The following is a 20126-nucleotide window of genomic DNA, read 5'->3' as shown; positions in this document are numbered from 1 at the left end:
GGGGCTGACAACTCAGACCGCGATCCCCGTCTCGGCCGAAGGCATCGGCGGCAACCGCGTCCCGTACACCCACGCATCGAAAAGCTGGTCCAACGACTCGGACGTGAACCGGGACGCGTGAGACGTGAACGTAGCCGTAGTCACCGTCCCGTTGCGATGCAGGCTCGCCCAGCCCCGCAGCATCCGGAAGAACGCGATGTCACCCAGCGCGCAGCGCACCGCGTGGACGGTGACCCCGCCGCGTTCGTAGAGGCGGTCGTCGAACATCGACTTGCGGCCGGGGTCGGCGAGCCGTAGGTCCTGGGGGAGCGTGGAGAGCAACCGGTGCGCGGCGGCGGCGTGTTGATGGGCCGTACGGCCGCCCGAGCGCTCGGACCACAGCCACTCCGCGTACTTGGCGAAGCCCTCGTTCAGCCAGATGTGCCGCCAGTCGGCGATGGAGACACTGTTGCCGAACCACTGGTGCGCGAGTTCGTGCGCGACGAGCCGTTCCGAACCCCGGGCCCCGTCAACGTGGTTGGCGCCGAACAGCGACAACCCCTGTGCCTCGACGGGGACATCGAGTTCCTCCTCCGTCACGACGACCGCGTACTCGTCGAAGGGGTAGGGCCCGAACAGGTCCTGGAACAGCTCCATCATCGCGGGCTGTCGCGCGAAGTCCCTTGAGAACTCCGGGAGTAGGTCCGACGGGATGTGCCCGTGCTGCGGCACACCGCCCAGACCCGGGTCGCCCAGCAGCACCGTCTGGTACTTCCCGATCGACAGCCCGACCAGATAACTCGACGTCGGCGCCGACTGCTCGTACACCCAAGTGGTCGTCGAAGCCTTGGTAGTTCGGGTGAGGAGGCGACCGCCCGCCACCACCGCGTACGCCGACGGCGTGGTGATCGAGATCTGGTACGACGCCTTGTCCGCGGGGCGGTCGTTGCACGGGTACCAGGACGGCGCCCCGATCGGCTGGCTCGCCACCAGCGCGCCGTCGGTCAGCTCCTCCCAGCCGAGCCCGCCCCAGGGGCTGGCGACCGGCTTGGGGTTGCCCGACCAGTGGACCTCCACCGTGAACGCGGCACCGGCCCGCAGCGGCTTCGCCGGTCGGACGCGGAGTCGGCCGCCGCGGTGCGTGTAGTGCGGCTGGCGGCCGTCCACCCGGATCCGGCCGATCTTGAAGTCGCCCAGGTTCAGCTGGAATTCGGGCAGCGGCGCACGGCCCGCTATGGCGTTGATACGGGCCGTGCCGGAGAGACGGTTGGGGCCGGGACGGTAGTCCAGCGCGAGCTCATAGCGGTGCACCCGGTAGCGGGCATCGCCGTTTGCCGGGAAATACGGGTCCGGACCCGCCGCCTGCTGAACGGTCACTGCTGCGTCTGCTCCCTGCGCTGTGCTCGTATCTCGTACCCGTGCACCGCCCTCCGAAGCCGACGCCGCGTGACCTGTGTTCAGGGTCGCCATGACTCGATCGGATTGCCCAGCCAGCGGGTGTCGTCCGGGACGGACTCCGCCGCCATCACGAGCGATGCGGGGCCCAGAGTGGTGCGCGCCCCGACCTCGCTGCCGGGCAGGACGATTCCGCCAGGACCCAGCGTCGCGCCCTCACGGAGGACCACAGTATCCGTCCGCAAGATCCGGTCGTGGAAGAGGTGGGTCTGGAGCACACAGCCGCGGTTCACCGTCGTGGCGTCCTCCAGGGTCACCAGGTCGGTCTCCGGCAGCCAGTAGCTCTCCACCCAGACACCCTTGCCGATGTGCGCGCCGAGCCCGCGCAGCCAGGCCGTCAGCACCGGAGTACCCGGCACCGAACCGGCCAGCCACGGCACCGCCACGACCTCGACGAAGGTGTCCGCCAGCTCGTTGCGCCACACGTAACCGCTCCACAGTGGGTGCTCGGCACCGCGGTGCCGCCCCACGAGGGTCCACTTGGCGATGATCGAGATCAGCCCGGCCAGCGCACCCACGGCCAGCAGCACGAGCCCCGACAGCAGCGGCGCCCACACCCCCAGCGCACACAGTGCGGCCACCGTCAGCACGGCAAGACCGGCCGAGCAGAACACCGGCACGATCCGGCACAGCTCGACCAGACCGCGCGCCCACAGCAGCTTGGCCGGCGGGTCGTAGGTCCGGCTCTGGTCGCCGCCGCTCGTGCTGCGCGGCAGCTTCACCGGCGGCAGCCCCAGGTACGACGTGCCCTTCTTCGCCTTCTTCGGCGTCGCCGACAACACCCCGACGAGCCCGCCGTCCGGCACGCTCCGCCCGGGCGCGGTCATCCCGGAGTTCCCGAGGAACGCCCGCCGCCCGATCTCGGCCCGCCCGATGTGCACCCAGCCGCCACCGAGTTCGTACGGCGCGGTCAACGTGTCGTCGGCCAGGAACGCACCCTCACCGACGGTCGTCAGGCTCGGCAGCGCGAGCACGGTCGACACCTCGGCGCCCCGCCCGATCCGCATCCCGAGCAGCCGCAGCCACACCGGCGTGACCAGCCCGGCGTACAGCGGGAAAAGGGTCTCGCGCGAGAGGTCCATCAGTTGTGTCACGGTCCACGCCTGCCAGCCGATCCGGCTGTGCGTCGGGTGCGTACCCTCGCGCAGCCTCAGGCTGAGCAGCCGTACACCGATCAGAATCAGCAGCGCGTACGTCAGCCCGAAGGCGAGCGTCGCCGGGACCAAGGCGATCGCCGCGCCCCGCAGGGCCTCGCCGAGACCGTCACCGGGCGCGATGAACGCGCTCGCCATCAGCAGTGCTACGGCCCCGGAGACCACGGGGAGCATGGTGAGCGCGAAGCCCGTCACGCCGTACATCACCCGCCAGTACGTGCCCCGCTGCGGGCGCTGCTTGGGCCAGTTGCGCTTGGCCTTGCCGAGCTTGACCGCGGGCGCGCCCGCCCAGCGCTGGCCGGTCGGGACCGTGCCGGTGACGGCCGAACCCGGCGCCACCTCGGCCCGCTTGCCCACCCGGGCACCGGGGAACAGCATGCTGCGCGTGCCGACGACGGCATGCGCGCCGACCTTGACCGGGCCGATCTCCAGGCGGTCGCCGTCCAGCCAGTAGCCGGACAGGTCCACCTCCGACTCGACCGCGGCACCGCGGCCCAGCTTGAGCATGCCGGTGACCGGCGGGAGGGAGTGCAGGTCGACGTCCGGCCCGATCTTGGCGCCGAGGGCGCGTGCGTACCGCTCCAGCCACGAGCCCGTCAGCGAGGTCGCCCCGCTGAACTCGGCCAGCCGCTCCGCCGCCCACAGCCGCAGGTGCACGCTGCCACCACGGTCGTAGCGACCCGGCTTCACGCCACGCAGCAGCAGTCGCGCACCGCCCGCGGCGATCGCGAGCCGCCCGGGCGGGCTGAAGAGCAGCAGCGCACCGGCGCCGACCAGCCACCAGGAGGCGGTCGGCAGCCACGCGTAGCCGGACAGCACATTGCCGAGCGCGGCCAGTGCCACCGTCCAGCGCAGGCCGACGAGCGTGAACAGGGGGACGAGCGCGAGGAGTTGGATCACCTTGGCGCGGGTCGGGACCGGCGCGATCACGCGCGCGGTGCCGTCGCCCTGCGCCGAGTCTTCGAGGTGGCGGGCCAACTTGCGCAGGGTCGGCTGCTGGTAGATGTCGAGGACGGCCGCGCTCGGGTACCGGGTGCGCAGCCGTGTCGTCAACTGGGCGGCGGCCAGGCTGCTTCCGCCGATCGCGAAGAAGTCGTCGGCCGCGCTGCTCACGGGGATGCCGAGCACCTCGGCCCACTGCTCCGCGAGCCAGGCCTCCGTGCCGTAGAGCTGCTCCTTGGCGCCGTCGGTCTCCAGGCCTTCGAGCGGCCAGGGCAGTGCGTTGCGGTCGACCTTGCCGGAGGTGCGGGTCGGGAGGTCCTCGACCGGGGCGATCAACGGCACGAGGGCGGCGGGCAGTTCGGCCCGCAGCTTTTCGACGGCGGCGGCCTGGTCCCACCCTTCCTGGGTGACGACGTAGCCGACGAGGAGTTGGTTGCCGCTGCGCGCGGTCCGTACGGCGGCAGCCGCACCCGCGACTCCGGGCAGTGCCTGGAGGGCCGCGTCGACCTCGCCGAGTTCGATCCGGCGTCCGCCGAGCTTGATCTGCTCGTCGGCGCGGCCGAGGAAGATCAGACCCTCGGGCTCGGCCTTGACCAAGTCACCGCTGCGGTAGGCCCGTTCCCAGCCGAGGGACTCAAGCGGCGCGTACTTCTCCGCGTCCTTCTCGGGGTCGAGGTAGCGGGCGAGGCCGACCCCGCCGATCACCAACTGCCCACTGCTGCCCATCGGTACGGGCACCCCGGCCTCGTCGACGACGGCCAACTCCCAGCCGTTCAGGGGGAGTCCGATACGGATCGGCTCGTCGCCGGTCATCAGGGAGGCGCAGGCCACGACGGTCGCCTCGGTCGGTCCGTACGTGTTCCAGACCTCGCGGCCCTCGGTGACCAGCCGCTGCACCAGCTCGGGCGGGCAGGCCTCACCACCGAAGATCAGCAGGCGTACGTCGTTGAGCGCCTCCGGCTCCCAGAGGGAGGCCAGGGTCGGCACGGTCGAGACGACGCTGATGTCCTGGTCGACCAGCCAGGGGCCGAGGTCGGCGCCGCTGCGGACCTGGGAGCGCGGCACGGGCACCAGGCAGGCGCCGTAGCGCCAGGCCAGCCACATCTCCTCGCAGGACGCGTCGAAGGCGACGGACAGCCCCGCCATGACCCTGTCACCCGGACCGATGGGGTCCTCGGTGAGGAACAGTGCCGCCTCGGCGTCGACGAAGGCCGCCGCGCTGCGGTGGGTGACGGCGACGCCCTTGGGCTTGCCGGTGGAGCCGGAGGTGAAGATGATCCACGCGTCCTGCTCGACACCGGGCCGGGCGGCCGGGGCGTCACTGTGCCCGAGGACGGTCAGCGCGTGCTCGGCGCCGATGACGGCCCGTACGTCGGCCTCGCCGAACACCAGCTCGGCCCGCTCGTCCGGGTCCTCGGCGTCCACGGGGACGTAGGCGGCACCGGCGGCGAGTACGGCGAGGATCGCGATGTAGAGGTCGTTCGTCCCGGACGGGACGCGCACGCCGACCCGGTCGCCGAGGCCGACACCGGCCGCGGCCAGGGTGCGGCGCAGGGTCTCCACCTCGACGGCCAGCGCACGGTAGGTGAGGCGGACGGTGCCGTCGTCCAGGGCGAGCTCGTCGGGATACGACCGCACCGACGCGTCGAGGATGTCGACAAGGGTGCGGGCCGAGGCGGCGGGCGCCGCGGAGAAACGTGCCGTATCGCCGAACTGTGTGCGGATCTCTTCGTCGAGCCCGAGAGCACTGCTCTCGTGTATGGCTGCCATCGGTCCTCGCGTCTCGAACCCGGTAACTTCCGGGGTGCTGGCGGGCCCGCAGGTATGCCTGGGGTTGTCCAGCTCCAGCTCCGTTCCGTAACAAGCCGGAAATTTTAGTACGACGCTAGGCTCCTGGCCTGCCGACGGCCACTCGGGGGAGCCGAACGGGGGCGCTCCGTGAGCGTCCGGCAACGCTCTGACCTGGTGATCTTCGAGCGAAGGAGACATCCCCCACAAATGCGGCGAGGGCCGCGACCTTGGTGGTCGCGGCCCTCGCCTGCGATGTGTCCGAGGGGGGACTTGAACCCCCACGCCCGATAAAGGGCACTAGCACCTCAAGCTAGCGCGTCTGCCATTCCGCCACCCGGACAAGGTGTCTGTCGCGCGTGGTTTCCCCCGCGACGACGAAGGAAACATTACCAGGCTTCCAGGGGTGGCCGATCACCCCCTGTTCCCACTCGCGTCCCGCGTGAACGGCGTGTGACGGGCCGGGACCGCCCTTGGGGTGAGGTGCGACGGAGAGAGAGGATGGGGGAGGACCACCAGCAGTGACAGTGGGAGGAAGCAGCGTGAGCGACACGGACACGGCCAAGGGCGTCACCGGTGAGGACGAGGTCGTGGACCTCTGCCGCGAGCTGATCCGGATCGACACCAGCAACTACGGCGACCACTCGGGCCCGGGTGAGCGCAAGGCGGCCGAGTACGTCGCCGAGCAGCTCGCCGAGGTGGGCCTCGAACCGAAGATCTTCGAGTCGCACCCGGGACGCGCCTCCACGGTGGCCCGGATCGAGGGCACGGACCCGTCCCGGCCCGCGCTCCTCATCCACGGCCACCTGGACGTCGTACCGGCGAACGCGGCGGACTGGACCCACCACCCCCCCTTCTCCGGCGAGGTCGCGGACGGGTGTGTGTGGGGGCGCGGCGCGGTCGACATGAAGGACATGGACGCGATGACCCTGGCGGTCGTCCGTGACCGGCTGCGCAGCGGGCGCCGGCCCCCGCGCGACATCGTGGTCGCCTTCCTCGCGGACGAGGAGGCGGGCGGTACGTACGGTGCGCGGCACCTCGTCGACAACCACCGCGAGCTGTTCGACGGCGTCACCGAGGGCATCAGCGAGGTCGGCGGGTTCTCGTTCACGGTGAGCGAGGAGCGGCGGCTCTACCTGATCCAGACGGCCGAGAAGGGCATGCACTGGATGAAGCTGACCGTGGCCGGTACCGCCGGGCACGGGTCGATGATCCACCGGGACAACGCGATCACCGAGCTGTCGGAGGCGGTCGCCCGGATCGGCCGGCACAAGTTCCCGGTACGGGTCACGAAGACGACGCGCGCCTTCCTCGACGAACTGGGCGACGCGCTCGGCACCCAGCTCGACCCCGAGGACATGGAGGCCACGCTCAAGCGGCTCGGCGGCATCGCCAAGCTCATCGGCGCGACCCTCAGCAACACCGCCAACCCGACGCAGCTGAACGCCGGTTACAAGGTCAACGTCATCCCCGGCGAGGCCACCGCGCACGTCGACGGGCGGTTCCTGCCCGGGTACAAGGAGGAGTTCTTCGCCGACCTCGACCGGATCCTCGGGCCGAACGTGAAGCGTGAGGGCACGCACTCCGACAAGGCCCTGGAGACCTCCTTCGACGGGCCACTGGTCGAGGCCATGCAGTCCTCGCTGCTCGCCGAGGACCCGACCGCGAAGGCGATCCCGTACATGCTCTCCGGCGGTACGGACGCGAAGTCCTTCGACGACCTGGGTATCCGCGGCTTCGGCTTCGCGCCCCTCAAGCTGCCGCCGGAGCTGGACTTCGCGGGGATGTTCCACGGGGTCGACGAGCGGGTGCCGGTGGAGGGGCTGAAGTTCGGGGTGCGGGTGCTGGACCGGTTCATCGACGCGTCCTGAAGGCGCGTCCTGAAGGTGCGTCCGGAAACACCGGTCGACGTCGGTTGACGCCGGAATTCGGCCGCGCGTACGGAATCCACTGGGACGGGTGAATGTGCTCATAAGCTCGTAGCTCCATTACTCCCTCCTCGTTACAGGTGATGCGATCGGCAACACGAGATCGCTTTTGCCAACAAGGAGGAATAATGATCAAGAAGGTCGTCGCCGCTGCGGCTGCCACCGGTGGCCTGGTTCTCGCGGGTGCGGGTCTGGCCGTCGCCGACTCGGGCGCTCAGGGTGCCGCTGTGCACTCCCCGGGTGTTGTTTCCGGCAACGTCATCCAGGTTCCCGTGCACGTCCCGGTGAACGTGTGCGGCAACACGATCTCGGTGATCGGTCTGCTGAACCCCGCCTTCGGCAACACCTGCGTCAACAAGTGACGTCGTCCCTCTGAGGGGTGACCACATCCTCGGCCCCGGAGCGCGCGCCATGCGCTCCGGGGCCGACGGTCTTTGTGCGAGAAATCGCGCGACGAATTCAGTCAGGATTGAAGGCAGGGGGGAATTCAGTAATGCGACAGGTCACTCGAAAGAGCTTGCTGACCGTGGCGGCCGCGACCGGGGTGATCGCCGCCGCGGGCGGTGTCGCCCACGCCGACTCGGGCGCGAGCGGCTCCAGTTCGGACTCGGCCGGCGTACTGTCCGGCAACACCGTGCAGGCACCGGTGCATGTGCCGGTCAACGTCTGCGGCAACACCGTGAACGTGGTCGGGATCCTGAACCCGGCGGTCGGCAACAAGTGCGCCAACCAGGGCGGGGGCAGTGGTACCGGCCATGGGGGTTCGGGGGGTCACGGCTCGTCCGGTGGTTACGGCGACTCGGGCGGCTCCGGTGGGCATGGTGGCTCCGGCGGACACGGCGCGCACGGCGGCTCAGGGGGCTCGCACACCGGCGGACACGCCTCCGGCTCACCCGGCGTCGGCTCCGGCAACCACGTCCAGGTACCGATCGACGTACCGGTGAACGTGTGCGGCAACAGCGTCGACGTCATCGGTGTCGGCAACGGCGTCACCGGCAACGACTGTGCCAACGGGGGGAGTTGGAACGGCGGCGGCCATGACCACGGGACGCCTCCTGGCGGCGGCGGGCACCACGGGGGTGGTCATCACGGGACGCCTCCGGGAGGGGGCGGACATCACGGCGGCGGCCATGACCACGGGACGCCTCCTGGCGGCGGCGGTCATCACGGCGGCGGTCACCACGGGACCCCTCCGGGCGAGGGCCATCACGGTCACCACCCGGGCGGCGGCCACGGTACGACTCCGCCGGGGACCCCGAGTCACCCCGGAACGCCGAGTCACCCGGGTACGCCCACCCACCCCACCTCACCAGGCACCTCGCCGATCAAGGGCGTTCACACGCCGACCGGTTCCGCGCACGTGACCCAGCCCGGCGCGCAGTCCGCCGTCCAGACCCCGGGCGGTGCGCAGCTCGCGCACACCGGTAGCGAACTGCCGCTGGGCCTCGCGTTGCCGGTCGGCGCGGGCGCGCTGCTCGCGGGCGCGGTGCTGTACCGCAAGGCGCGGGCGTCCCTGTAGCTCCCGGGACCATGTGATCTGCGCGACGGAGGGGCCCCGCACTGTCGGGGCCCGCTCCGTTTCGCCCGGCTCAGCTCACCACGTGGCGCGCACCTGGCGGATGATCCGCCGGCGCAGCCGCACCCTGCGACTGCCGTCGCGCAGCAGGCTCAGTCGGTCCAATTCCCAGTGTCCGTACTCGGCATGGTCCGTCAGCAGACGTGTGGCGTCCTTGCGGGAGACCCCGCGCGGTACGTACACGTCGACAAATTCGTATTCCGGCATCGCATCTATTGTGCGGGCAGAGCCCCGGTACGGATAGCGTCTGCACTATGTCTGATGCTGCGCAGCCCACCGCTGCCGAGGTACGCGCCGCCGCCGAGGCGGTCAAGACCGCGCTCGACCGCCACCTGGCCGCGGTCGAAGGCCGGTCGGGGGAGGACGACCCGGCCGTCTACGAGGCGTTCAACCAGCTCGCCGCGGCCGCCGAGGTCTACGACGAGCTGCTCTACGACCGTTATGACGAGGTCACGCCTTTCGAGATCCCCGGTACCGACGACTCCCTGCCGCCGTACACCGGCCCCGAGGAGCCGAACGCGGTGAGCGTGCTGATCCGCCGCGACTACGCGGTGGCGGAGCCGCAGCGGCTGCTGGCCCAGGCGCAGCGGGTCGAGGCGGCGGTCGGCGACGGCATGGGCACGGAGGCCTCCGGCACGATCCACGGTGCGCTCGGCATTCTTTTCGACGAGTTCGAGGCGGACGAGATCGCCTCCCGGCCCAAGGAGTTCGGGCTGGAGGAGGGCGACTCCACGCTGTGGGTGACCGCCGCCGACGAGACGGCCGAACCCGGTGCCTGGCTGGAGGCCCCCTTCGAGGGTGTCGATCCGCAGCGGGTGGTGTGCCGCTTCGACGTCAGCGCGGTCTTCGACGACGAGATCAACGACGAGCTGGACGACATCGACGAGGTGGACGAGGCCGAGGAGGAGATCGAGGACGAACTCGATCCCGACCTCGACGCCGATCTCGACGAGGACGAGGACCTGGAGGCGCTGGAAGCGGACCGCTGAGCCGCGCCGCGTCCGGCTGTTGCGACAACGACGGCGGCGGTGACCGAGGAATTGATTCCCTCGGTGACCGCCGCCGTCTGTCGTCCACTGCGGTCCGGGCTCAGACCTCCGCCGGGACCTGCGGTCGCAGCAGCACCGGCAACCGCGTCGTCCGCGGCTTGGCCGGGACCTCGGCAACGGCCCGGGGCAGCGCCTGGTCCACACCGTGCACCACGGACAGATGCCGGTCGGCGCGGCTGAACGCCGTGTACACCCAGGGCCTGCTGAGCGCCTGCGCCGCGTCCCCGGGCAGCACCACGACCACCGCGGGCCACCGCACCCCCACGGCTTGGTGCGCGGTCAGCGCCCACCCGTGCCGCACGGACTGCTCGACCCGCTCCTTCGGTACGACGACGGGGCTGCCGGCGCACTCAAGGTGCAGCCCCTCGGCGTCGGCGTTCACCACCCGGCCGGGAACCGTACGCCCCGGGGTGGGGGAGTACGCGATCCGGTCCCCGGGGTCGAAGCCGCCGAAGCGGCCGGGGCCGGGGTTGAGCCGCTCCTTCAGCGCCACGTTGAGGGCACGGGTGCCGGCCGCACCGCCATGGCCCGGCGTGATCACCACCGTCTGCTCGGCCGGGACGCCGATCACGCGCGGCACCGAGTCGGCGACGAGCTGCACGGTCCGGTGCACTGCCTCACCGGCGTCGCGCACCGGCACGATCACGACCTCCTTGCCGGGTGCCTCCACCTGGTTGAGCTCGCCGATGCCGATGCCCGAGACGAGTTCGCCCACGGGACCGAGGTCAGGGCGCCGCGAGACGACCTGGGGGCAGGCCTTCGACGCGAGCAGATCGGCGAAGACGCGCCCGGCACCTGCCGACCACAACACCGCCGGGTCTCCGGCCAGCACCAGCCGGGCCCCGTCCGGCAGCGACTCGGTGAGCAACGCCGCCGTCTCCACGTCCAGTTGAGGCGCGTCCAGCACGACGAGGAGATCCAGGTCGAGGGCGCCGTCCACGTCCCGCCCGGGGCCTTCGGCACCGGACAGCAGCCCGGCGACGGTGGTCGCGCGAGGGCCGTCACCCGGGGCGGGGCTGTCCGGCTCACCCCCTTCCGGCGCATCCCTCTCCGGCTCACCGGCCTGGGCCAGCAACGCGGCGAACCGATCCCGCCCGACCGGACCATGGGTGGCGGCCCAGGCGCGCAAGCCGAAACCCGCCGCCGCGCGGAGCAGCGCCGCCGGTTCCGCCAGGGACGCCTCCCCGCCGGTGTGGAGCACCAGCCCGTGGCCCGCGACCGCGCGGATCAGCTCGCCGGTGGACCCCTTGGCGGCACCGGCCTGCTCCCACTCCGCCGCCGAACCGTCCTCCTTCGGCACCGAGTTGATCAGCTTGGCGAGTCCGTCGGCGAGGCTCTCCTCGGCGAGCGCGTACCGCTCCAGGCCGATCAGGACGCGGACCGGACGCTCCTCGACCTCCTCAGCGTCCTCGTCGGACGCATCGGACGCATCGGACGCATCGGCCGTGCGCTGCACCGGGACCGCGGGCTCGTCCAATGCGTCCTGGAAGACCAGCACTTCACCCTCGGCGATGGCGCTCTGCGTCGCCGCGTCCGGGTCGGGCACGCCCTGCTTGGCCAGCGCGGCCGTCAACGCCGATGCCTCCAGGGCCGTATGACCGGCCAGGGCCGCCTGCTCCAAGAGCCAGCCGATGACCGCGCGGCCCCGCCGCTCGTCGTCCGGCGCGCACTCGGCGCCGAGCAGCGCCCGCGCGAACCCGTCGGCCTGTTCGGGCCGCACCCCCGGGACGCGCAGCAACTGCCAGGGATCCTCGCGGAGTTGGTCGTCCGCGCCCTCGCCGAGCGCCGCCGCGACCTGTGCCGCCAGCGTCTCGGGCGCGCCGCCCTCGGCCAGCACCCGCCGTACGGACTCGACGGTCTCGGTCGCGGGGGCGCCGGGCTCGGTCGCGACGGGCTGGGGCCGCCGCACCGCCTCGGGGGCGGCGGACGGGCGTGGGGCGGGCTCCGGCTTGGCTGAGGGGATGGCCACGGGCTTCTCGCCGCTCTCCACCGCCCGTACCGCCGCGAGTAGTTCGGCGGCCGTCCCACTGAGCTTGGCCCCGGCCACGATGGGCCCGGCCTTCTCCGCCTTCCGCCGCTCGATCCGCTCCCGCTCCAGCTTCTGGGCCAGCAACTCGGCGGCGGCCTCGGACAGTTCGGGGGCGGCGGCCTCGGCCTTGGCCTCACCGGTGCCCTCGGCGTCCTCGGCGGCCGTGCCCTCGCCGCCTTCCACGGCGTCCGCGGTGCTCTCCGCAGCCGCATGCTCACCTGTGCCTTCGGCGCCTTCCACGGCGTCCGTGCCCGTGTCCTCGGCCGGCGAGGTCTCCGTGGTCTCCGGGTCCGTGCTCACAGCGTGCTCCAGTCGTGATCGGGATAGCGGTGCAGAGGCGCCGACACATCGTCGAGCGCTCGGCAGATCTCGTCAGGAAGACTAAGCGCCTCCACTGACAATGCGGCCGTGAGCTGGTGCGCGTTGCGCGCGCCGACGATCGGGGCGGCCACCCCGGGCCGGTCGCGGACCCAGGCGAGGGCGACCTGGAGCGGCGTCACGGCGAGCCCGTCAGCGGCGATGGTCACCGCGTCCACGATGCGCGTCGCCGTGTCGTCGAGGTACGGGGCGACGAACGGCGCCATGTGCTCCGAGGCGCCGCGCGAGTCGGCCGGGGTCGCGTGCCGGTACTTGCCGGTGAGGACCCCGCGCCCGAGCGGTGAGGAGGGCAGCAGCCCGATGCCCAGATCGAGCGCGGCCGGCAACACCTCACGCTCCACGCCCCGCTGGAGCAGCGAGTACTCCAGCTGCGTGCTCGCCAACCGTGTCCGCGTGCCCGGCGCCGCCAGCTGCCAGGTCGCCGCCTTGGCCAGCTGCCAGCCGCAGTAGTTCGAGACGCCCGCGTAGCGCGCCCGTCCGCTGCTGACGGCCAGGTCGAGGGCCTGGAGGGTCTCCTCCAGCGGCGTGAACGGGTCGAAGGCGTGGATGTGCCACACGTCGACGTAGTCCGTGCCGAGGCGGGCCAGCGAGGCGTCCAGCGCGGCGAGCAGATGGCCGCGCGAGCCGTCGAAGCGGCGGTCGGGGTCGGGTACGCTCCCCGCCTTCGTCGAGATGACCAGGTCCCGGCGCGGCACGAGCCCTTCTATGAGCTGTCCGAGCAGATACTCGGCCTCCCCGTCGCCGTACACGTCCGCCGTGTCGACGAGGGTGCCGCCGGCCTCCCAGAACGCCTTCAACAGGTCCGCGGCGTCGTGCTCGTCGGTGTCGCGCCCCCATGTGAGGGTGCCGAGTCCGATCCGGGACACACGAAGGCCGGTACGGCCGAGATGCCTCTGCTCCATGAACGCCGAGATTACTGGCCTGAACCTGCGGTGTGGTGGCCTGTGGATAACCGATTTCCACGATGATCCACAGTCCGTCCCACGGCACGCTCCGTGATCACTCACCGGCACCCGTCCTGTCCGCCCGGAGCACCTCGCGCTAGGGTCGGCACAACAGCGACGTTACTGATCGGTAAGGGGTCTGCCATGCAGCTCGGGATCAACCTCGGCTACTGGGGTGCCGGAATGGACGGCGACAATCTCGCCGTGGCGCAGGAGGCCGACCGCCTCGGCTACTCGGTGTGCTGGGCCGCCGAGGCCTACGGCTCCGACGCGGCCACCGTGCTCACCTGGGTCGCCGCGCAGACCGAGCGCATCGACGTCGGCTCGGCCATCTTCCAGATCCCGGCCCGCCAGCCCGCGATGACCGCGATGACCGCCGCGACCCTCGACTCGCTCTCCGGCGGCCGCTTCCGCCTCGGTATCGGCGTCTCGGGCCCGCAGGTCTCCGAGGGCTGGTACGGCGTCAAGTTCGACAAGCCGCTGGCACGCACGCGTGAGTACGTCGAGATCGTCCGCAAGGCGATGACCCGCGAGCGCCTGTCCTACGACGGCGAGCACTGGACGCTCCCGCTGCCCGGCGGCCCGGGCAAGCCTCTCAAGCTGACCGTGCACCCGGAGCGCGAGCACATCCCGCTCTACATCGCGGCGATCGGCCCGAAGAACCTGGAGCAGACCGGCGAGATCGCCGACGGCGCGCTGCTCATCTTCCCGTCCGCCGAGCACCTGGAGGACACCGCCATCAGGCACCTGCGGGCCGGGCGCGAGAAGGCAGGCAAGACCCTGGAGGGCTTCGACATCGTCCCGACTGTCCCGCTCGCCTTCGGCGAGGACAAGGACGTGACGACGCTCGCCGACACCTTCCGCCCGTACACCGCGCTGTACGTCGGCGGCATGGGCAGCCGGCAGCAGAACTTCTACAACAAGCTGGCCCAGCGCATGGGCTTCGAGGCGGCCGCCGCCGAGATCCAGGACAAGTACCTGGCAGGCGACAAGGAAGGCGCCGCGGCCGCCATCCCGCACGACCTGATCGACAAGACGACGCTGCTGGGCTCCGTGGACCGCATCGCGGACCGGATGAAGGAGTACGCGGCGGCCGGTGTCACCACCCTGACGCTAGCCCCGGCGGGCTGGACCCTGGAGGAACGGATCGCCGCGCTCCGCGCCGGAACCGAGGCACTGGAGCGCGCGGGTCTCGCGTGACGGGACGCTGCCGTACGGAAGTTTTCTACGGCCGTGGTGGGGGCTCGGGGGGTCTTCCCCGCCACGGCCGTCACGGGGAACAACGCGCGGCAGCCCGTGCGGTTACGCCTCCGACGGGACATCCGTAGTCCTCCTTTTGGCGGAGTTGTCCGACAGTGCTGTTGCGGCACCTTTCTCGTCGCATTTGACTCGTTCTTTGCGGAATGCGGCGGAATCCTGTGTGGAGGTGCCTTCAGATGCTTTCGGCCAAGAGCCTGTTCCAGGAGATCCTCGACAACGACGAGTCCTTCCGGCTGTTCTGCTCCATCGCGGCCAGCGGCGAGTCCCAGGGCGGCTGGGAGAACGGGCGCATCGCCGTGCTCGTCCCGCCGGCCGAACGCGACCTCGCCCCCAAGATCAGCCGGCACGGCGCCGACGAGGACAAGCACGGGCGCATTTTCAACGCCCTTCTAAAGAAGCGCGGCCTCGAACCCGTCCCGGTGCCCGCAGACACCGACTACACGACGCTCCTGGAGCGGAACGGCATCGGCCTCGCGCACGAGAAGCTCAAGGGCGAGAGCGCGCTGACCGTCCAGGACGTCGTCACCTACTTCGCGCACAGCCGGGTCACCGAACAGCGCGCTTCCGAGCAGATGGACCTGCTGCGCGAACACTTCGCCGACCACCCCGACCTCGGCCGCGCGGTACGGATGATCTCGAACGACGAGGACAACCATCTCGCCTACTGCCACGAGGAGTTGCTGCGCTTCGCCGCCGCCGGACACGGCCGCGCCATCCAACGGACGCTGCGCGAGTGCGCGTTGGCGGAGATCCGGATCTACCGGGACGTCAGCCTCGCGGTGATGGCCCACATGGGACGTGTCCTCGGCTGGCCGCGCGCCAAGTCGGCGGCCTTGGCAGCGGGCATCCACGCCGTGTACGCGTACGAACGACTCGGCGGCTGGCGGCGGATGGTGTCCCTGAGGATGCCGGAACGACGCGACGCGCTCGGCGGACCGGCCACCGCGGCACCCGAGTTCGCCTGAGCCCTAACGTCGCCCTACAGCCAGCCGCGCCGCTTGAACGTCCGGTACAGCAGCACCTCCAGGGCGGCCATCAGCAGGATCACCGCCGGATACCCCCACAGCCAGTGCAGCTCGGGCATGTGGTCGAAGTTCATGCCGTAGATCCCCGCGATCATCGTGGGGACGGCGGCCATGGCGGCCCACCCGGAGATCTTCCGCATGTCGTCGTTCTGCCGCACGCTGGTCTGCGCGAGATGCGCCGACAGGACGTCCGAGACCAGCCGGTCCAGGCCCTCCACGGACTCGTTGACCTTCATCAGGTGGTCGTTCACGTCACGGAAGAACGGCCGCGACTTGTCGTTCACGAACGGCACCCGGTCCCCGGCGAGACCGACGCCCGCGAGCCGGGCCAGTGGCATCGCCAGCGGCCCGGTGGCCCGGCGGAACTCGAGGATCTGCCGCTTGAAGGTGTAGATGCGCGACGCCGTGGTCCGCGAGCCGCCGCCGGTCGGCGAGAACACCGCCGCCTCCAGCTCCTCCAGGTCGGTCTGCAACTCGCCCGCGACGTCCACGTAGTGGTCGACCACGGCGTCCGCGATGGAGTACAGCACCGCCGTGGGACCATGCCGCAGCATCTCCGGCTCCTCCTCAAGTCGGTGCCGTACGGCCGCCAGAGGAGCCTCCTCCCCGTGCCGAACCGTCACTACGAAGGAGTCGCCCACGAAGACCATGACCTCGCCGGAGCTGACGACGTCGTCGTCCGCCTCGTAGCCCACCGGCTTGAGGACCACGAAGAGCGAGTCGTCGTAGACCTCCAGTTTGGGCCGCTGATGCGCGGTCAGGGCGTCCTCGACGGCCAGCGGGTGGAGTCCGAACTCCTGGGTGACCTTGTCGAACTCCTTCTCCGTGGGCTCGTAGAGGCCGATCCAGACGAAGGCGCCCCCCACACGACGACAGTGGTCCAGGCCGTCGGAGAAGTCGCCGGGCCCCTCCGTCCGGCGTCCGTCACGGTAGATGGCGTAGTCGACGATCACGGTGCGTATTCTCCCGCCGTCCGCCCGAAGCCGCACGTTGACATTTTCGCCTCCGGGCCGCCCAAGCCGGTGTCGAGGGGCCGACCGTGCTCGACCCTTCGGGCCTCCGCGCGCTCGGCCCCTCGACACCGGCGCGGCCCTTCGGCGGGTGGCGTGCGCCTACCCTTGGCTCCATGCCCACGTTGATCCTTGTCCGGCACGGACGTTCGACCGCCAACACCGGGGGAGTGCTCGCCGGCTGGACGCCCGGTGTCGCCCTCGACGAGCGCGGCAACGCCCAGGCCGCCGCGCTCCCCGGACGGCTCGCCGCGCTGCCGATCGCCGAGGTCGTCACCAGCCCGCTGCAACGCTGCCAGGAGACCCTCCAGCCCCTCCTCGACGCCCGCCCCGAGCTGCGGCCGCACACCGAGGAGCGGATCGGGGAGTGCCACTACGGCGACTGGTCCGGCCGCAAGCTCGCCGAGCTCATGGACGAGCCCCTGATGGAGGTCGTCCAGACGCACCCTTCGGCGGCGGCGTTCCCCGGCGGCGAGTCGATGCGCGCGATGCAGACCCGCGCGGCCGAGGCCGTACGCGAGTGGAACGCGCGCGTGGAGCGCGATCACGGCGCCGACGCCGTCTACCTCATGTGCTCGCACGGCGACATCATCAAGTCCCTTGTAGCGGACGCACTCGGACTTCATCTCGACCTCTTCCAGCGGATCTCCGTAGAACCGTGTTCCATCACAGCGATCCGTTACACCCGTCTCAGGCCTTTTCTCGTACGGCTCGGGGACACCGGCGATCTCGCCTCCCTGGCGCCGCGCGAGGAGCCCCCGGGCGACGAGGCCACGGTCGGGGGCGGCGCGGGCGCACCGTGATCGTCGGCCGCAGTAGGGTGAAGCGGTCGCAGTAGCGCCGCACTTGTCAGCAGTCGATTCCAATGGAGACAGGACGTGTCCCGTCAGGTGTTCCTCTACGACCCGCCGGACCGCTTCGTAGCCGGCACGGTCGGACTGCCCGGGCGCCGTACGTTCTTCCTCCAGGCCGCCTCCGGTCCTCGGGTGACCAGCGTGGCCCTGGAGAAGACGCAGGTCGCCGCGCTCGCCGAGCGCATGGACGAGCTTCTGGACGAGGTCGTACGGCGCAGTGGCGGCAGCGCGGCCGTCCCGGCCGTCACCCCCACCGAGATCTCCGACACCCGTCCGCTGGAGACCCCCGTCGAGGAGGAGTTCCGCGTCGGCACCATGGCGCTCGCCTGGGACGGTGACGAACAGCGCATGATCGTCGAGGCGCAGGCCCTCGTCGAGCTCGACGCCGACACCGACGAGGACCTCGCCGAGGCCGAGGAGCGCCTCCTCCAGGACGAGGAGAACGGACCCCCGATGCTGCGGGTCCGCCTCACCGGCGCCCAGGCCCGGGCCTTCGCCAAGCGGGCCCTCGACGTCGTCAACGCCGGCCGTCCGCCCTGCCCGCTGTGCAGCCTCCCGCTCGACCCGGAAGGACACGTATGTCCGCGCCAGAACGGATACCGCCGCGGAGCGTGACCACGGCCGAGCTGCTCGCCAAGGGTGAGCTGAAAGTACGCGGACGCATCCGCGAGGCCTCGAACGCGGTGCTGTTCTGCTCCGTGACGTACGAGGGCCGCGAGGCGTCCTGCGTGTACAAACCCGTCGCCGGGGAGCGGCCGTTGTGGGACTTCCCGGACGGCAACCTCGCCCAGCGCGAGGTCGCCGCCTACGAGGTCTCCGAGGCGACCGGCTGGGGCCTCGTACCGACCACCGTGCTGCGCGACGGGCCGCACGGCGAGGGCATGTGCCAGCTGTGGATCGAGACGGCGGCCGAGTCCGAACTGCTCGCCCTGGTCGACGCCGAGGAGCCCGAGCCGGGCTGGAAGGCCATCGGGTTCGCCGAGGTCGGCGAGGGGAAAACGGCCCTCCTGGTGCACGCCGACGACGAGCGACTGCGCCGCCTCGCCGTCCTCGACGCCGTCATCAACAACGCCGACCGCAAGGGCGGCCATCTGTTGCCCGCCGACGAGGGGCGGCTTTACGGCATCGACCACGGTGTCACGTTCAACGCCGAGAACAAGCTGCGCACCCTCCTGTGGGGCTGGGCGGGCGAGCAGCTCACTCCGGAGGCGGTCGAGGTCCTCCAGGCGCTCAGGGAGGCGCTGAGGGACGGTGGCGGGCTCGCCGCGAAGCTCGCCGAGCTGATCACCGCCGTGGAACTCGATGCCACGCGCGCGCGGGTCGACGCCTTGCTCGCGGGCGGGAAGCATCCCGAGCCGAGTGGGGAGTGGCCGGCCATTCCGTGGCCGCCCGTGTAGGAGCACGGCGATCAAGGTTGCGCAAGAGTGCCTTACCGGTCATCCGACCTGGTCCGGTTCGTATGCGAAACATCCGTCCGGTTACGCTCATGACATGTATGCCTGGCCCGCTTCTGAGGTCCCCGCCCTTCCCGGCAAGGGCCGCGACCTCCGGATCCACGACACCGCGACCGGCGGTCTGGTCACCCCTGACACCGGTCCCGTCGCCCGTATCTACGTGTGCGGCATCACGCCGTACGACGCCACCCACATGGGGCACGCGGCGACCTACAACGCGTTCGACCTCGTGCAGCGCGTGTGGCTCGACACCAAGCGGCAGGTTCACTATGTCCAGAACGTGACCGACGTCGACGACCCGCTCCTGGAGCGCGCCGAGCGCGACGGCGTCGACTGGGTCGCCCTCGCCGAGAAGGAGACCGCGCTCTTCCGCGAGGACATGACCGCGCTGCGCATGCTGCCCCCGAAGCAGTACATCGGCGCGGTCGAGGCGATACCCGGCATCGTGCCGCTCGTCGAACGCCTCAGGGACGCCGGTGCCGCCTACGACCTCGAAGGCGACATCTACTTCTCCGTCGGGTCCGACCCGAACTTCGGCAGGGTCTCCAACCTCGACGCGGCCGCGATGCGCCTGCTGTCCGCCGAGCGCGGCGGCGACCCGGACCGCCCGGGCAAGAAGAACCCGCTCGACCCGATGCTCTGGCTCGCCGCCCGCGAGGGCGAACCCAGCTGGGACGGCGGCTCGCTCGGCCGCGGTCGCCCCGGCTGGCACATCGAGTGCGTGGCCATTGCCCTGGACCACCTCGGCATGGGCTTCGACGTACAGGGCGGCGGCTCCGACCTCGCCTTCCCGCACCACGAGATGGGCGCCTCGCACGCCCAGGTGCTGACCGGCGAGTTCCCCATGGCCAAGGCGTACGTCCACGCCGGCATGGTCGGCCTCGACGGCGAGAAGATGTCGAAGTCCCGGGGCAACCTCGTCTTCGTCTCCGCGCTGCGCCGCGAGGGCGTCGACCCGGCCGCGATCCGGCTCGCCCTGCTCGCCCACCACTACCGCTCCGACTGGGAGTGGACCGACGGAGTGCTGGCGGACGCCGTCGCCAGGCTGGGCCGGTGGCGTGCCGCCGTCTCCCGGCCCGACGGCCCGTCCGCGCTGAAGCTCGTCGAGGAGATGCGCGAAGCCCTCGCGAACGACCTGGACGCCCCGGCCGCGCTCGCCGCGGTCGACCGCTGGGCGGCCGTCCAGCGGGACCGGGGCGGCAGCGACGAGGGCGCCCCCGGCGTCGTCTCCCGCGCGGTGGACGCCTTGTTGGGCGTGGCCCTGTAGCGGTCCGATCGCCGAACACGGAGAAGGCGGTGCG

The 20126-nt window shown here is 71.1% G+C and carries 16 protein-coding genes and 1 tRNA gene; 10 read left to right on the top strand and 7 right to left on the bottom strand.

Going from position 1 to position 20126, the window contains the following annotated elements; all coding sequences use genetic code 11:
• Nucleotides 1-12 precede the first annotated feature (12 nt).
• From OG588_RS09840 to OG588_RS09830, 3 genes are all read right to left on the bottom strand, one after another.
• Nucleotides 13-1356 (bottom strand): M1 family metallopeptidase, encoded by a 1344-nt coding sequence (locus OG588_RS09840; RefSeq protein WP_405946942.1) that lies wholly within the window; start codon nucleotides 1354-1356, stop codon nucleotides 13-15.
• Between the two features lie 80 nt (nucleotides 1357-1436).
• Nucleotides 1437-5300, bottom strand: a complete 3864-nt coding sequence (locus OG588_RS09835; protein WP_405946941.1) for a Pls/PosA family non-ribosomal peptide synthetase — start codon at nucleotides 5298-5300, stop codon at nucleotides 1437-1439.
• A 276-nt stretch (nucleotides 5301-5576) separates the two neighbouring features.
• Nucleotides 5577-5661, bottom strand: a tRNA-Leu gene (locus OG588_RS09830).
• Nucleotides 5662-5860: 199 nt separating this feature from the next.
• On the opposite strand from OG588_RS09830, the gene OG588_RS09825 reads away from it, so the two are divergent.
• From OG588_RS09825 to OG588_RS09815, 3 genes are all read left to right on the top strand, one after another.
• Nucleotides 5861-7189 carry a M20/M25/M40 family metallo-hydrolase gene (locus tag OG588_RS09825; protein ID WP_405946940.1) on the top strand — a complete coding sequence of 443 codons (1329 nt, stop codon included), beginning with the start codon at nucleotides 5861-5863 and terminating at the stop codon, nucleotides 7187-7189.
• Between the two features lie 185 nt (nucleotides 7190-7374).
• Nucleotides 7375-7608, top strand: coding sequence for a chaplin ChpH (gene chpH, locus OG588_RS09820; RefSeq protein WP_019059153.1), 234 nt, complete (start codon nucleotides 7375-7377; stop codon nucleotides 7606-7608).
• A 131-nt stretch (nucleotides 7609-7739) separates the two neighbouring features.
• Nucleotides 7740-8765, top strand: coding sequence for a chaplin (locus OG588_RS09815; protein ID WP_405946939.1), 1026 nt, complete (start codon nucleotides 7740-7742; stop codon nucleotides 8763-8765).
• A 75-nt stretch (nucleotides 8766-8840) separates the two neighbouring features.
• On the opposite strand, the gene OG588_RS09810 is transcribed toward OG588_RS09815, so the two are convergent.
• Nucleotides 8841-9029 (bottom strand): DUF5703 family protein, encoded by a 189-nt coding sequence (locus OG588_RS09810; protein ID WP_005485166.1) that lies wholly within the window; start codon nucleotides 9027-9029, stop codon nucleotides 8841-8843.
• A 47-nt stretch (nucleotides 9030-9076) separates the two neighbouring features.
• Between OG588_RS09810 and OG588_RS09805 the strand changes: the two genes are divergently transcribed.
• Entirely contained in the window at nucleotides 9077-9811 is a 735-nt protein-coding gene (locus tag OG588_RS09805) for a hypothetical protein (RefSeq protein WP_405946938.1), read from the top strand.
• A 100-nt stretch (nucleotides 9812-9911) separates the two neighbouring features.
• Here the strand turns inward: OG588_RS09805 and OG588_RS09800 are convergent, their stop codons facing one another.
• The gene (locus OG588_RS09800) at nucleotides 9912-12200 is read right to left on the bottom strand and encodes a helix-hairpin-helix domain-containing protein (protein ID WP_405946937.1); all 2289 of its coding nucleotides are present in this window, start codon (nucleotides 12198-12200) and stop codon (nucleotides 9912-9914) included.
• Nucleotides 12197-13180, bottom strand: a complete 984-nt coding sequence (locus OG588_RS09795) for an aldo/keto reductase (RefSeq protein ID WP_026150762.1) — start codon at nucleotides 13178-13180, stop codon at nucleotides 12197-12199. The genes OG588_RS09800 and OG588_RS09795 overlap by 4 nt, the downstream gene beginning before the upstream one ends.
• Nucleotides 13181-13366: 186 nt before the next feature.
• Here OG588_RS09795 and OG588_RS09790 point away from each other — a divergent pair, with 186 nt between their 5' ends.
• Both OG588_RS09790 and OG588_RS09785 read left to right on the top strand, forming a co-directional pair.
• The gene (locus OG588_RS09790) at nucleotides 13367-14422 is read left to right on the top strand and encodes an LLM class F420-dependent oxidoreductase (RefSeq protein ID WP_405946936.1); all 1056 of its coding nucleotides are present in this window, start codon (nucleotides 13367-13369) and stop codon (nucleotides 14420-14422) included.
• Between the two features lie 236 nt (nucleotides 14423-14658).
• Entirely contained in the window at nucleotides 14659-15447 is a 789-nt protein-coding gene (locus OG588_RS09785) for a ferritin-like domain-containing protein (protein ID WP_405946935.1), read from the top strand.
• A gap of 14 nt (nucleotides 15448-15461) precedes the next feature.
• Here the strand turns inward: OG588_RS09785 and corA are convergent, their stop codons facing one another.
• A complete protein-coding gene (corA, locus tag OG588_RS09780; RefSeq protein WP_405946934.1) occupies nucleotides 15462-16460 on the bottom strand; it encodes a magnesium/cobalt transporter CorA in 999 nt (332 codons plus the stop codon).
• A gap of 173 nt (nucleotides 16461-16633) precedes the next feature.
• On the opposite strand from corA, the gene OG588_RS09775 reads away from it, so the two are divergent.
• The 4 genes from OG588_RS09775 to mshC all read left to right on the top strand — a co-directional run bounded on the left by OG588_RS09775 (nucleotide 16634) and on the right by mshC (nucleotide 20092).
• Entirely contained in the window at nucleotides 16634-17320 is a 687-nt protein-coding gene (locus OG588_RS09775; RefSeq protein ID WP_405946933.1) for a histidine phosphatase family protein, read from the top strand.
• A gap of 75 nt (nucleotides 17321-17395) precedes the next feature.
• Complete coding sequence (locus tag OG588_RS09770) at nucleotides 17396-17986, top strand: DUF3090 domain-containing protein (protein WP_405946932.1); 591 nt, start codon at nucleotides 17396-17398, stop codon at nucleotides 17984-17986.
• Nucleotides 17950-18768 carry an SCO1664 family protein gene (locus tag OG588_RS09765; RefSeq protein ID WP_405946931.1) on the top strand — a complete coding sequence of 273 codons (819 nt, stop codon included), beginning with the start codon at nucleotides 17950-17952 and terminating at the stop codon, nucleotides 18766-18768. Before OG588_RS09770 ends, OG588_RS09765 begins: the two co-directional genes overlap by 37 nt.
• 94 nt (nucleotides 18769-18862) lie before the next feature.
• Nucleotides 18863-20092, top strand: coding sequence for a cysteine--1-D-myo-inosityl 2-amino-2-deoxy-alpha-D-glucopyranoside ligase (mshC, locus tag OG588_RS09760; protein ID WP_405946930.1), 1230 nt, complete (start codon nucleotides 18863-18865; stop codon nucleotides 20090-20092).
• Nucleotides 20093-20126: the final 34 nt, after the last annotated feature.

It is taken from the genome of Streptomyces prunicolor (assembly GCF_045162825.1).
In the GTDB taxonomy this organism is placed as follows: domain Bacteria; phylum Actinomycetota; class Actinomycetes; order Streptomycetales; family Streptomycetaceae; genus Streptomyces; species Streptomyces prunicolor.
This window is presented reverse-complemented; position numbering and strand designations above follow the sequence as displayed.

Excerpts from the sequence above, each read along its gene's own strand:
- mshC (WP_405946930.1), top strand. The coding sequence starts at position 18,863 with ATGTATGCCTGGCCCGCTTCTGAGGTCCCCGCCCTTCCCGGCAAGGGC.
- OG588_RS09765 (WP_405946931.1), top strand. The coding sequence starts at position 17,950 with ATGTCCGCGCCAGAACGGATACCGCCGCGGAGCGTGACCACGGCCGAG.
- OG588_RS09805 (WP_405946938.1), top strand. The coding sequence starts at position 9,077 with ATGTCTGATGCTGCGCAGCCCACCGCTGCCGAGGTACGCGCCGCCGCC.
- OG588_RS09835 (WP_405946941.1), bottom strand. The coding sequence starts at position 5,300 with ATGGCAGCCATACACGAGAGCAGTGCTCTCGGGCTCGACGAAGAGATC.
- OG588_RS09795 (WP_026150762.1), bottom strand. The coding sequence starts at position 13,180 with ATGGAGCAGAGGCATCTCGGCCGTACCGGCCTTCGTGTGTCCCGGATC.
- OG588_RS09815 (WP_405946939.1), top strand. The coding sequence starts at position 7,740 with ATGCGACAGGTCACTCGAAAGAGCTTGCTGACCGTGGCGGCCGCGACC.
- OG588_RS09790 (WP_405946936.1), top strand. The coding sequence starts at position 13,367 with ATGCAGCTCGGGATCAACCTCGGCTACTGGGGTGCCGGAATGGACGGC.
- chpH (WP_019059153.1), top strand. The coding sequence starts at position 7,375 with ATGATCAAGAAGGTCGTCGCCGCTGCGGCTGCCACCGGTGGCCTGGTT.
- OG588_RS09785 (WP_405946935.1), top strand. The coding sequence starts at position 14,659 with ATGCTTTCGGCCAAGAGCCTGTTCCAGGAGATCCTCGACAACGACGAG.
- OG588_RS09775 (WP_405946933.1), top strand. The coding sequence starts at position 16,634 with ATGCCCACGTTGATCCTTGTCCGGCACGGACGTTCGACCGCCAACACC.
- OG588_RS09810 (WP_005485166.1), bottom strand. The coding sequence starts at position 9,029 with ATGCCGGAATACGAATTTGTCGACGTGTACGTACCGCGCGGGGTCTCC.